At 63.9% G+C, this 11,774-nt stretch carries 11 protein-coding genes and 8 pseudogenes; 14 read left to right on the forward strand and 5 right to left on the reverse strand.

Annotated features, from left to right (window positions below):
- Positions 1 to 23: 23 nt before the first annotated feature.
- Positions 24 to 1,145 (reverse strand): agmatine/peptidylarginine deiminase, encoded by a 1,122-nt coding sequence (locus ACFODQ_RS00760; RefSeq protein WP_377014435.1) that lies wholly within the window; start codon positions 1,143 to 1,145, stop codon positions 24 to 26.
- Between the two features lie 248 nt (positions 1,146 to 1,393).
- Here ACFODQ_RS00760 and ACFODQ_RS00765 point away from each other — a divergent pair, with 248 nt between their 5' ends.
- From ACFODQ_RS00765 to ACFODQ_RS00785, 5 genes and pseudogenes are all read left to right on the forward strand, one after another.
- Entirely contained in the window at positions 1,394 to 1,669 is a 276-nt protein-coding gene (locus ACFODQ_RS00765) for a LysR family transcriptional regulator (RefSeq protein ID WP_377014437.1), read from the forward strand.
- A complete protein-coding gene (locus ACFODQ_RS00770) occupies positions 1,645 to 1,992 on the forward strand; it encodes a LysR substrate-binding domain-containing protein (protein WP_377014439.1) in 348 nt (115 codons plus the stop codon). Before ACFODQ_RS00765 ends, ACFODQ_RS00770 begins: the two co-directional genes overlap by 25 nt.
- Positions 1,993 to 2,253: 261 nt before the next feature.
- A pseudogene (locus ACFODQ_RS00775) lies at positions 2,254 to 2,887 on the forward strand (TetR/AcrR family transcriptional regulator).
- A 56-nt stretch (positions 2,888 to 2,943) separates the two neighbouring features.
- Positions 2,944 to 3,940, forward strand: a pseudogene (locus tag ACFODQ_RS00780) (NADP-dependent oxidoreductase).
- A gap of 40 nt (positions 3,941 to 3,980) precedes the next feature.
- Positions 3,981 to 4,671: pseudogene (locus ACFODQ_RS00785) on the forward strand (SDR family oxidoreductase).
- Positions 4,672 to 4,694: 23 nt separating this feature from the next.
- Here ACFODQ_RS00785 and ACFODQ_RS00790 read toward each other — a convergent pair.
- The 3 genes from ACFODQ_RS00790 to ACFODQ_RS00800 form a co-directional block, all read right to left on the reverse strand.
- Positions 4,695 to 4,985: an AAA family ATPase gene (locus ACFODQ_RS00790; protein WP_377014441.1), complete on the reverse strand. Its 291-nt coding sequence runs from the start codon at positions 4,983 to 4,985 to the stop codon at positions 4,695 to 4,697.
- 415 nt (positions 4,986 to 5,400) lie between these two features.
- The gene (locus ACFODQ_RS00795) at positions 5,401 to 5,538 is read right to left on the reverse strand and encodes a hypothetical protein (protein ID WP_377014443.1); all 138 of its coding nucleotides are present in this window, start codon (positions 5,536 to 5,538) and stop codon (positions 5,401 to 5,403) included.
- On the reverse strand, positions 5,522 to 5,809 hold the full coding sequence (locus tag ACFODQ_RS00800; protein ID WP_377014445.1) for a hypothetical protein: 288 nt from the start codon (positions 5,807 to 5,809) through the stop codon (positions 5,522 to 5,524). The genes ACFODQ_RS00795 and ACFODQ_RS00800 overlap by 17 nt, the downstream gene beginning before the upstream one ends.
- Before the next feature lie 163 nt (positions 5,810 to 5,972).
- Between ACFODQ_RS00800 and ACFODQ_RS00805 the strand changes: the two genes are divergently transcribed.
- The 3 genes and pseudogenes from ACFODQ_RS00805 (at position 5,973) to trxC (ending at position 7,343) form a co-directional block, all read left to right on the forward strand.
- Positions 5,973 to 6,329, forward strand: coding sequence for an endonuclease/exonuclease/phosphatase family protein (locus ACFODQ_RS00805; RefSeq protein ID WP_377014447.1), 357 nt, complete (start codon positions 5,973 to 5,975; stop codon positions 6,327 to 6,329).
- A gap of 2 nt (positions 6,330 to 6,331) precedes the next feature.
- Positions 6,332 to 6,841: a hypothetical protein gene (locus ACFODQ_RS00810; RefSeq protein WP_377014449.1), complete on the forward strand. Its 510-nt coding sequence runs from the start codon at positions 6,332 to 6,334 to the stop codon at positions 6,839 to 6,841.
- Between the two features lie 46 nt (positions 6,842 to 6,887).
- Positions 6,888 to 7,343, forward strand: a pseudogene (gene trxC, locus ACFODQ_RS00815) (thioredoxin TrxC).
- A gap of 91 nt (positions 7,344 to 7,434) precedes the next feature.
- Here the strand turns inward: trxC and ACFODQ_RS00820 are convergent.
- Positions 7,435 to 9,356: pseudogene (locus tag ACFODQ_RS00820) on the reverse strand (PhoX family protein).
- Positions 9,357 to 9,954: 598 nt separating this feature from the next.
- Between ACFODQ_RS00820 and ACFODQ_RS00825 the strand changes: the two are divergent.
- From ACFODQ_RS00825 to ACFODQ_RS00850, 6 genes and pseudogenes are all read left to right on the forward strand, one after another.
- A pseudogene (locus tag ACFODQ_RS00825) lies at positions 9,955 to 10,014 on the forward strand (hypothetical protein); the annotation flags it as partial.
- 85 nt (positions 10,015 to 10,099) lie between these two features.
- Positions 10,100 to 10,727: pseudogene (locus tag ACFODQ_RS00830) on the forward strand (hypothetical protein).
- Entirely contained in the window at positions 10,651 to 11,175 is a 525-nt protein-coding gene (locus ACFODQ_RS00835) for a hypothetical protein (protein ID WP_377014451.1), read from the forward strand. Before ACFODQ_RS00830 ends, ACFODQ_RS00835 begins: the two are co-directional and overlap by 77 nt.
- Positions 11,082 to 11,362, forward strand: a pseudogene (locus ACFODQ_RS00840) (hypothetical protein). Before ACFODQ_RS00835 ends, ACFODQ_RS00840 begins: the two are co-directional and overlap by 94 nt.
- Before the next feature lie 52 nt (positions 11,363 to 11,414).
- Positions 11,415 to 11,558: a hypothetical protein gene (locus ACFODQ_RS00845; RefSeq protein WP_377014453.1), complete on the forward strand. Its 144-nt coding sequence runs from the start codon at positions 11,415 to 11,417 to the stop codon at positions 11,556 to 11,558.
- Between the two features lie 22 nt (positions 11,559 to 11,580).
- Positions 11,581 to 11,766, forward strand: a complete 186-nt coding sequence (locus ACFODQ_RS00850) for a hypothetical protein (RefSeq protein WP_377014455.1) — start codon at positions 11,581 to 11,583, stop codon at positions 11,764 to 11,766.
- The last annotated feature ends 8 nt before the right edge of the window (positions 11,767 to 11,774 follow it).

The raw sequence follows: 11,774 nt of genomic DNA on the forward strand, positions 1-11,774 counted from the left end.
GCCTGCTGAGCCGCAGTTTCCGCTCAGGCCGGTTGCTGCTGCGTGGTGCAGTGGATGCCGCCGCCGCCCGCCGCGATGGCGTCGATATTGAGCTGCACAATCTCGCGCCCCGGGAACTGCTCGCGCAAGAGGGCGCGGCTGTTGCGGTCAGCGCGGGTATCGCCAAACTCCGCGCTGATCACCGCGCCGTTGCAGACGTAGAAGTTGATATAGCCTGCCGCAAAATCCTTGCTCTCATACTGCGGCCGGACTTCGTCAGGCCCCGGCATGCGCAGCACCTGCAAGGGGCGGCCACGCGCGTCCGCCGCCTTGCGCAAGATGGCCAGGTGGCGCTGGGTGACCGCATATTCTGGCGAGGACCGGTCGTTGTCAACACCGGCAACCACGACCCCGGGCGCGCAGAAGCGGGCATAAAAGTCGGTGTGGCCATCGGTGATGTCGTGGCCGGCAATGCCGGGCAGCCAGATCACCTTGTCTATCCCCAGCACCCGGTGTAATTCCTGCTCGCACTGCGCCTTGCTGACGCCGGGATTGCGGTTGGCGTTGAGCACGCAGCTCTCGGTGATGATGGCGGTGCCCTGGCCATCCACTTCAATGCCGCCGCCTTCCAGGACCAGGCTGCTTTTCAGCAAGGGCACCCCTGCCGTACCGGCCACAAAGGCCGCGACCAGGGCGTCATGGCGGTGGGATTGCTTGCGGCCCCAGCCATTGAAGTTGAAATCCACCCCGGCGAGACCGCCGCCTGCCGTCTTCACAAATACCGGGCCGGTGTCCCGCATCCACAGGTCATCGATGTCTTGCACCAGCAGCTTGACCTTGCTGCCGCACAGGCGCGCGGCCAGGTCGTAGTCCTGGGCGTTGACCAGCATCTGCACCGGCTCCATCTGGGCAATGGTCTGGGCAATCAGCGCCAGGTTGGCCTGGGCGCCCGCCTTCAGCCGCCGGCCCCAGATTGCGTCACTGGCACCAAAGGCCATCCAGGTCGCAGCATGGCGCTCGCCTTCATCGGCATGCGCCCTTGGCGGTCTGCCGCGGGCGCCGACTGCGCTGGCATGCCTGCCGTTGTGCCAGCGGCCAGCGTGGTGCCGGCCGAGAGAAATTGTCGTCGTTGCATGGTGTGGGCTCCCATGGGGTCGTTCGCCCATCGCGCATCACAGTTGGACCTGTCTTCATCACTTTTCCAATTGCTCCTATCGGGAGCGGTTGCGTTGCCGAACCTTCGGACCAGGTCGCATTGTGGATGGCGGTAGGTATGAGATCAAATGATAAGATTTGTGCTAATCATTAATATCTCTCATATGTCAGAGCCGCGTATCCCTTCGTTGAAGCTGTTGATGGGTTTGAGGCCGCCGCCCGGCATGGCAGCTTTTCACGCGCAGCCGATGAGCTGCATGTGACCCAGTCTGCGATCAGCCACCAGGTGCAGCAGCTCGAAGCGCAGCTGATGCAGCCGCTGTTTCGGCGTGCGGGGCGCGGTGTGGAGTTGACCATCGCAGGCGAGGTGCTGCTGCGCAGCGTTCAGCGCTCGCTCACCGTGCTGCGCAGCGGCATGGAGCGCATTGGCACCTACCTCGATCCGGGCCTGGTGTCCTTGGTCTGCCCCGCGCCGCTGTTGCGCGGCTGGCTGCAGCCCGGCTGCCCGCGTTGCATGCGCTGCTGCCCGGGCTGAGCCTGGTGCTGTCGGCCGACGAGAGCGCCCGCTTTGTCGATGAGATCGATGTGGACATTGCCATCAGCCGCAGCCCGCTGTTGCAGCCGGGCTTGGATGAGCGGCCTCTGCTGCAGGACGAATGGCTGCTGGTGGCCGATGCGGGTATCGCCCAGAAGCTGGGCCGCATCCCGCAGGAGCAGCAACACCTGCATGCCGATTGGTGTGCCTGGAAGAAAGCCTTACTTCCGAAGCCACGGCGCCGCTTTTCCTGGGGCCGCTGGCGCAGTTCCGCAAGCGCGCCATGTATGACGATGCGCGGCTGGTGCTCGATGCCGTGCTAGCCGCGCAGGGCATCGCTTGCTTGCCCAGCCTGTTGGTGGAAGGGAGCGTGGCAAGCGGCGGCTGCAGCTGGTGCCAGGCTACCCGCGCTTGCCGGCACCACCTGGTGGCTGTCGGGCGTGTCTGGGCCCGCCCGTTCGGACATGGTTGCGCAGGTCTTCCAGTGGCTGGGCGCGCAAGGCCAACCACGGTGACCGTGTGCCCGCGCTGCGCCAATGGTGCGAGGCATTTACCCTGCGATGCGCAGGGTCTGAAAATTATGTATGATGAGCATCATGCGAAATGAAACTTCCAACACCCGGCTGCCGCCAAGCAAGCGACGCATGAGCGCATTGTGTCCGTTGCTGCCCGCGCCATCCGCCGCAGCGGCTATGGCGGCACGGGGGTGGCCGACATCATGAAAGATGCGGGCCTGACGCATGGGGCCTTCTACGCGCATTTCGCCTCGCGCGAGGCAATGCTGGCAGAAGCTGCGCAGCTGGCGTGTGCAGAGTCTGCTGCCGCGGTGGCCGAGGTTGCGACCCAGGCAACCCCTGACCAGGCCTGGGATGCCGTGCTGCGCGCTTACCTCTCGAAAGCCCATGTGCAGCATGCCGAGCAAGGCTGCCCGCTGGTGGCCTTGGGGTCCGAGACCGCACGCCAGGCGCCGGAAGTGCGCCGCGTGACCGCCCAGCACATCAAGGGCATGGTGGATCTCATCGCCCGCCAATCGCCCGATTGGGGGCAGGCGCAAGCGCATGAGCGCGCTATGGTGGCCTTGTCCACGATGGTGGGCAGCCTGCTGCTGGCCGCGCGGTGGACGACGCGGCGCTGTCGGACAGCTTGCGCGAAGCGGCGCTTCAGCATCTGCTGCCCGCCGATCGGGCGGCAGACCTCGCACCCGGCAGCAGCGCCTAGCAGCGCGCTGCTTTTTTTTGATTTTTAATATGATGAACATCATGCGAGATAAGACCATGCAAGCGTTTGTGCTGGATCGCTATGGCAAAAAGAGCCGGTTGCGGTTGGCGCATGTCGACAAGCCGCAGCCGCGCGAGGATGAGGTGCTGTGGAGGTGCATGCCGCTGGCGTCAACCCGCTGGATGCCAAGATCCGAAGCGGTGAGTTCAAGCGCATCCTGCCTTATCCCTGCCACTCATCCTGGGCCACGACATCGCTGGGGAGGTGGTCGAGGTTCGATCCCGGGTGCAGAAGTTCAAGCGCGCGATGCGGTCTATGCGCGGCTCGATGATTTGCACATCGGCGGTTTTGCGCAGTGGGTTGCCGTCAAAGAGGCATCGTTGGCCCATAAGCCCCAAGGCATCACGATGGAGGAAGCGGCTTCCATCCCCTTGGTGGGTTTGACGGCATGGCAGGCCTTGGTTGACAAAGCGGCGTTGCGTCCTGGGCAGAAGGTGTTCATCCAGGCAGGCGCAGGCGGGGTGGGCAGCTTCGCCATCCAGCTGGCCAAGCACCTGGCGCCACAGTGGCAACCACCGCCAGTGCCGCCAATGCAGCGTTCGTCAAAGGCCTGGGTGCGGATACCGTCATCGACTACAGAGCCCAGAAGTTCGAAGACGTCCTGCACGGCTACGACGTGGTGCTGCACAGCCAGCCCCGCAGGCGCTCGGTGCATCGCTGCGCGTGCTGCGCAGCGGTGGACAGCTCATCTCCCTCTCAGGCCCCCCCGATCCCGACTTTGGCAAGGCGATCGCTGCACCCCGTCTTTTGACGTGGGTGATGCGGTGGCTGAGCGCAGGCATCCGCGCAAAAGCCAAGGAGCGGGGTGTGGGCTATTCGTTCCTCTTCATGCAAGCCAGTGGCGAGCAGTTGCGCGAGATCGCCGCGCTGATCGAGTCGGGCGCGGTCCGTCCGGTGGTGGATCGCGTTTTTCCCTTCGAATGCACCCCTGAAGCGCTGGCCTATGTCGAGGCCGGTCATGTCAAAGGCAAAGTCGTTATTAAGCGCCCGTGAGCGCTCTTTCAACCTCGGTAAACGTGGAGATTCCCATGAAATTGCTAACGCTGTCGTTCTTGTCTCAGGTGCCAACCGTGGCATCGGCCAGGCTTGTGCGCGAGTTGCTCGCCCGCGGTGCCCCAAGGTCTACGCCGGTTCACGCGATCCGCCAATATCAGCCCCAAGCGGGGTGCATCCGCTGCGGCTGGATGTCAATAACCCGAGGATGTGGCGGCGGCCGTGGCGCAGGCGCCCGATGTGACCCCTGGTGATCAACAACGCCGGCATCGCCCAGCCGGGAGGCTTTCTCGCCGAAGACAGCGAAGCGTGGCTCGCCGCATCTTCGAGACCAATTTCTTCGCCGTGCTGCGCATGAGCAAGGCCTTTGCGCCGGTGCTGGCGGCCAATGGCGGTGGTGGCTTGCTCAATGTCTTGTCGATTGCCTCCTGGGTGAATGGCAGCGAACTGGCCGCCTATTCGGCGAGCAAATCGGCCGCCTGGTCGCTGACCAATTCGCTGCGCTACGAACTGGCCGCCCAGAAGACGCAGGTGCTGGCCTGCACATGGCCTATGTCGATACCGACCTGACACGGGGGCTGGATGCCCCAAGTCCAGCCCGGCCGACATTGTCAGCCGCACGCTCGATGCGCTCGAAGCGGGGCTGGACGAGGTGCTGCCGATGACCTGACGCAGCAAGTCAAGCGCGGATGACGGCGGATCGGCCGAGCTATCTGCCGCAGCGTTCTTAAGCTCTGGCCACCGGCAGCGCCTATCAGCGGTGCAGCACCAGCTGAAAGCCTTCTGACGCTGAAGGCGCTGCAAAGTGCTGGCTGATCAGCTCAAACTGCGCATCGCTGGTTTCAAATGGATGCTCGCCAGACGCATTGCGCACCCGCAGGCGGCGCTTGCATTCCTCCTCGGGCACCTGGAGCCAGTGCAGCGCATGCGGGGCACCGGCTGCCTCAAAAATGCGGCGCGCCCAGGCGCGGTGGCGGGGGTGTTCGATGGAAAATCCAGCACCACGAGGTGCCGGCTGGAGCAGCGCCACGATATGGGGCTGCATTGCGCCGCGCAGCCTGGCGGAGCAGCACATAGTCCTGGACCGAGACCAGCGCGTCGGGGTAGAGCTGGGCGAGCCAGGCGTCTTCGCTGACCAGTACCGTGCGGGGCTGCGCCGCGAGCTGCCGGCCAGGGTGGACTTGCCGGAGGCGATCTTTCCGCAGAGCAGGTGCAGGGTCCGGCATCTGGGTCTCTATCGGCAAATGTATCAGGCGCTGGCTATGTTCATTCCGTCTCCTTCGAGGAAACCCAGAGACGGAAAACCCACCTCCAGGGTGGGTTGCATGGTGACCTGGCCGCGCGCTATCCCACCGTCGGTATGACGATGCGAATAATTCGGGGGGTGGTGCACAGGGCCATCTGCGCAATGTAGCAGAAGTAAGAACAGAAGGCCGGACAGCGTGCAGCGCTGCGTAGCGTCAGGCGCGCCGCTTGGTCAGGCGGATATCGCCATCGCCCACATCGCGCTCATCGCCCCACCCCAGGTGGCGGTAGAGGCGCGCGGCGCGGCTGGATTTGGCTGTCTCCAGCCAGGCTGCTTCATGCTGCGCCAACAAGGCCTGCTCGCCGGCCCGGCACAGCGCGGTGCCCAGACCCCGCCTTCGCAGCCGCTGCGCACAAACAGTGCAAACAGGCAGGCACTGCGCAGGTCCACCATCGCAAAGCGGCGACCTCGCCATCGATGGTGGCGACCCAGGCGCAAGGGGGCGCGCGAATAGCCTCGGCAATGGAGGCGGGCGTGATGCCGGCGGCGGCCAGTTCTGCGCTGGTCATGCTGTTTTCCGTGACCGCCAGGCGCACCTGGAACATGGCGTCGACGTCGCCCACGGTGGCAGGGCGGATTGAAAGGAATCTGGCTGGGGGTTGCGCATCGCCCGACTATAAGCGCGCAGGGGCTGGCTTTGGCTGCAGGCATGGCAAACGCATCGCCGCTGCTGCACAATCACCGGCAACTGCGCCAGCGGGCGCGGCTATCCACAGAGTTTCCCACATGCAAATACTGAGCTGGAATGTGCAATGGTGCTGCGGCCTCGATGGCCTGGCCGATCCGGCGCGCATCGTGCGCCATGCGTTGGCGATGGGCGAGGGCGCGGGCGCGGGCGGCATCGATGTGCTGTGCCTGCAGGAGGTCGCGGTGGGCCACGGCGCGTTGGCGGGCGCGCCGGGTGACCAGGTGCGCAGCTGCAGGCGTTGCTGCCGGGCTGGCAGCTGTTTTTTTGCCGCCACCACCGATGGCTTTGATGCCAGCGGCCAGCGCCGCAGCTTTGGCAATCTGGTGGCCAGCCGCCTGCCGGTGGCCGAGGTGGCGCAGCACCGGCTGCCCTGGCTGGCCGAGGTGGGTTGGTGAGCATGCCCCGGGGCTGCCTGGTGGTGACGGTGCGTGACCCGGCGCTGGGCCTGGTGCGCGTGATGTGCACGCATCTGGAATACCACAGCGCCAGCCAGCGCCTGGCGCAGGTGCAGGCCTTGCGGGCGATCCATGCCCAGGCGCTGGCGCAGCTGCAGGCGCTGCCCGCTGCGGCATCGGCTGCCACGCCCTACACCACGCCGGTGCACACGCCGCACGCGGTGTTGTGTGGCGATTTCAACCTGCACGCCGGTGAGGCGCCTATGCCGCGCTCGTGGCCTTGCAGGACGATGGCACGCGCGCTGTGGCATGACAGCTGGCCGCTGCTGCATGGCAGCGCGCCGCAGCCGGCCACCTTCTGTGTGTTTGACCGCAGCTGGGGCCCCACACGCCGGTGGCCCTGCGATTTTGCGCTGGTCAGCGACAGCCTGCGCAGCCATGTGCGGGCCTGGCACAGCGACAGCACCACGCAGCTGTCCGACCACCAGCCGGTGCTGATCACGCTGACTTGAAATATGCGGCACCGGCCTGCAACTGGCGTTTGCATCGCTGCCTATGATGGGCAGCAGGAGAGTGCCCCATGACCGAAGACAGCCTGCACATGTGTGCCCCCATTGCCATACCACCAACCGCGTGCAGCGCGCGCAGCTGGCCCAGCAGCCCGATTGCGGCAGCTGCCACCAGCCCTTGTTCACGGGCGAGCCTGTCGCGCTGGATGCCGACAGCTTTGCCAAGCAGCTGGGGCGCAACCACATCCCGTGGTCGTGGACTTCTGGGCCCCTGGTGCGGCCCCTGTCTGCAGATGGCGCCGGGGTATGCGCTGGCTGCCAAGCAGCTCGAACCCCGGCTGCGCTTTGCCAAGCTCGATACCGAGGCTTATCCGCATGTGGCCCAGCCCTTCAATATCCGCAGCATTCCGACCATGGTGGTGTTCAAGGGCGGCCAGGAGGCGGCCCGCATCTCCGCGCGCTGCCGCCCGCTGAGATCGTGCGCTGGCTGCAGTCGGTCTTGTAAACGCACTGCGCCACGAAAAAATGCCATCCGTCGGGATGGCATTTTCTTTTTGAAGCGAGCGCGTGAGTGGCCACACGCTCTCTGAACCGTTTTACAGCTTCACAGCTTGCGGCGTACCGGTCAGGTAACCCACCGAGGCGCCAAACTTGTTCTTGTAGTTCGCATTGATCAGCGGATCGAGCTGGTCCTTGATCTTGGCGTGCAGCGCGCTCCAGTCACCAGGGTGCTGGAATTGCTCATGATGTAGGTCCAGCCGTTGCCTCGTCCACCGCGTGCAGGCCGGTCGATTCCGCGCCGGCAGGGGTCGACAGGACGCGAGAGCTGCTTGGTGTCGGCGTTGTAGGCCCACAGGAAGTTGTTCACATGGTTGCCGCTGTCTTCGCCGATGAACAGGGTGCCATCTTTTCGGAGAACTTGAGGTTGTCCGGGCTGGCGATCTTGTCGGGGTTGGAGGTGTTGCCCAGTGCGTCGGCGGCAATGTCCTCGCCATCATCAGCATATGCGATTGCTGTGCACCCATTCGCTGTTGATGGGGGCGCCCTGGCGGTCCTTGATGCCGCCGCCCCAGGTTGTGGGCCAGCACGCCGCCGGCCTTCACGGTCTTGGGGAAGGTCACGTTGTGCTTGGCATTCCAGGCCTTGTCACCGTTGATCATCGAGGTCTGGATGTTGGCCAGTGCCGAGTAGGCCACCTTGTCCTTGATGTTGACGGTGGTGCCTTCCATCTTGGTGAACGCCATCGAGCCGCCCACCAGGTTGGCATAGCGGTGGGTTTCGAGGAAAGCGGCTGCCTTTTCCATGCCGGGCTTGAGCTTGAGCCAGGCGCCTTGCGTCCAGAACACCGCGGTGTAGCTGGCATCCTGCGGGTCGGTGGTCAGCGACTCCATGATGTCGGCCGGCTTGAGGCTGTTCGCCAGCGCTTCGATCTCGGCGCTGGTGGCGTGGCCCAGGTGGATCACTCCATCTTGGCGGTCGAGGTGTCGGTCAGCACTTCGGTGTAATGCGCGACGTACAGGTTGCCAGCGGACAGGTCTTTTCCTTGTCGCCACGAACATGAACAGGCCGCCGTTGTGTAGTCATCGCCCATCAGCGCGGTGCGGTTGTCGGGCATCACATGGATCAGCTCGTGCGAGATGCGACCCAGGCAGTAGTGCTTCTTGACCGTGCCGGTGCCGTCCTTGTTGACGGTGATCTCGGGCAGGTGGCCGTAGTGGTAAGGGTTGGCCGTGGTCTCGTTGCCGTACACGTGCTTGCTGAAGGTCTTGAACTGGGCCGAGCTGGCAGCGGTGAAGGCATCGGGCTCGTACTCTTCGCTGGACAAATGGGTGTTCCACGGCGAGAGGCTGGCGCCGCAGGTGATCCACAGGCCATGGCCTTGGACATGTCGACGTTGTGGTACTTGACCAGGCTCAGCTTGCCGTGTCCTGGTCCTGGTCCAGGGTCAGCACGGCGATGGGCGAGGGCAGGTGCCATAGGCATCGGCGCCCGACTGGTCCTTTGGAGGTGTACTCGAACTGCACCACGGCAAACACGGGCTTGCCCTTGACGCCGTCGACCTTGGCATCGGCGACCTGGATGATCGAGGAGCCATCGGGGCAGTCAGAGAAAAACTGCCGCTCGCTGCCGGCACGGACTTGTCCATGATGGGCTGGTTGTTGATGTCGTAGTAGCCACCCGCCAGGATCTTGCCGCCCTTGCCGTCCGCCACCATGTCGCCGGTGACAAAGAAGGATTGGTAGGCTAGCGCCACTTCGCGCTTGCTGTCGTCGGCGTAGAGGATGGTCATCACCGCGGTGGTCGAGGTGGTCGCCATCGCTGCGGGGTTGGTCAGGTTGGGCGCTGCCATGTTGGAGAAGCTCACCGACTTGAAGGCCGCCGTCGGGCCATCGTCATCACCACCGCCGCCGCAGGCGGTCAGCAGGCCTGCTGCAGACAGGGAGCCGGACAAGGCCAGCAATGGTGCGCTGCCCAGAAATTGCAAAAGACGGCGACGCGAGGTCAGCACTGCGCTCATATCGGTAACTCCGTGGGGTGTTATGTAGTGTTTGATGCACCACAGAGGCCCATGAGAGATCCAGGCCAACATACTCTGTGGTGCGCACGGAGTATCGGCGGCGACCGTGGCAGAGGCGTGACGCTGCTGTGTCGTTTTTATGACGATGAAGTCAAGGCGTGTTGCCGTCTTGCGCCACCCAAGTCAGGTGCTGCGCCGGTGTGCGGCACGCGTTGGCGCACCGCCCTTCGAGGGGGAGGGGCGTGTTTCCGAGGCCAGCGCGGCGGCTAGCGCGGTAAACAGAAATATTGCCTGCATTGTGGTCATCCGTGTGTAGGACATGTGATCTGGTCAAAGCGCCGCTAAGGTGCTAAAACCAAGTCACGATAACGGTTGCCTAGGGAGGCTCTGCAAAACCCTCGCCAAATGGTATGGCCGCATTTGCGCCATGGCAGGAGTTTTGCAGAGGGGTCCTAACAAGTTTGCGGCACGGTCTGCCCCTTGGGTGCCGCCACGGAGGTCGTATGGATGTGATCAGCAACTCTGCCGCCGCTACGTGCGCCTGCGCGAAGAGGAAATGTCGCTCGACGAGTTTCTTGCTTTGTGCCAGCGCGACCCGATGGTCTACGAGGGAGCGGCACACCGCATGCTGGCCGCGATTGGCGAGCCCGAGATGATCGACACGCGCAACGATCCGCACCTCTCGCGTCTGTTTGCCAACAAGATGATCCGCCGCTACCCCGGCGTTTGCCGAGTTCTATGGCATGGAAGACTCCATCGAGCAGGTGGTGAGCTTCTTCCGCCATGCCGCCCAGGGCCTGGAAGAGCGCAAGCAGATCCTCTACCTGCTTGCCCCGTCGGGGGCGGCAAGAGCTCCATCGCCGAGCGCCTGAAGTACCTGATGCAGAAGGTGCCGTTCTACGCGCTCAAGGGCTCGCCGGTGAACGAGTCACCGCTGGCGCTGTTCGACCCCATCGAAGACGGCCGGTGCTCGAGGAGCAGTTCGGTATTCCGCGTCGCTGCCTCAACCATGTGCTCTCGCCCTGGCTGTCAAGCGCCTCGATAATACGGGGGCGATATCCGCAGTTCCGCGTTGTCAAGCGCTACCCCAGCATCTCGCGCCAGGTGGGCGTGGCCAAGACCGAGCCGGGCGATGAGAACAACCAAGACATTTCCAGCCTGGTGGGCAAGGTCGACATCCGCAAGCTGGAGAACTACGCCCAGGACGATACCGACGCCTACAGCTACTCGGGCGGCCCTGTGCTGGCCAACCAGGGCCTGCTGAGTTTGTCGAAATGTTCAAGGCCCCATCAAGGTGCTGCACCCGTTGCTGACCGCAACGCAGGAGGGCAATTACAAGGGCACCGAAGGCTTTGGCGCCATCCCCTTTGATGGCATCGTGCTGGCCCACAGCAACGAGAGCGAGTGGAAGGCCTTCCGCAACAACCGCAACAACGAGGCATTTTTGGACCGGGTCTACATCGTCAAGGTGCCAACTGCTGCGGGTCTCGGAGGAGGTACGCATCTACGAAAAGCTGATCCGGAATCGTCGCTCGCCAGCGCGGTCTCGCGCGCCGGCACGCTCAAGATGATGGCGCAGTTTGCCGTGCTCACAACGGCTCAAGAGCCCGAGAACTCCAGCATCTTCAGCAAGATGCAGGTCTACGACGGCGAGAGCTTGAAAGACACCGACCCGCGCGCCAAAAGCTACCAGGAGTACCGAACTATGCCGGCGTGGACGAGGGCATGTCGGGCATCTCCACCCGCTTTGCCTTCAAGATCCTGTCCAAGGTGTTCAACTACGACAGCACCGAGGTGGCGGCCAACCCAGTGCACCTGATGTATGTGCTGAGCAGCAGATCGAGCGCGAGCAGTTCCCCGCCGAGCTGGAGACCAAGTACACCGGCTACATCAAGGAATACCTGTCGCCGCACTACGCCGAGTTCATCGGCAAGGAAATCCAGACCGCGTATCTGGAGAGCTACAGCGAGTACGGCCAGAACATCTTTGACCGCTACGTGACCTAACGCCGACTACTGGATCCAGGACAGCGAGTACCGCGACACCGACACCGGCGAGGTGTTCGACCGCAATGCGCTCAATGCCGAGCTGGAGAAGGTAAAAAGCCCGCCGGCATTGCCAATGCGAAAGACTTCCGCAACGAGATCGTCAACTTCGTGCTGCGTGCGCGTGCCAACAACCAGGGCAAGAACCCCCAGCTGACCAGCTACGAGAAGCTGCGCCTGTGATCGAGAAGAAGATGTTCTCCAACACCGAAGAGCTGCTGCCCGTCATCAGCTCAACGCCAAGGCCAGTGCCGAGGATGCACGCAAGCACGAGGACTTGTCACCCGCATGGAGGCCAAGGCTACACGCCCAAGCAGGTGCGCCCTGCTGTGCGAGTGGTACCTCGTGTGCGCAAGAGCAGCTGAAGCAAAGA

It is taken from the genome of Comamonas sp. JC664, assembly GCF_042647185.1.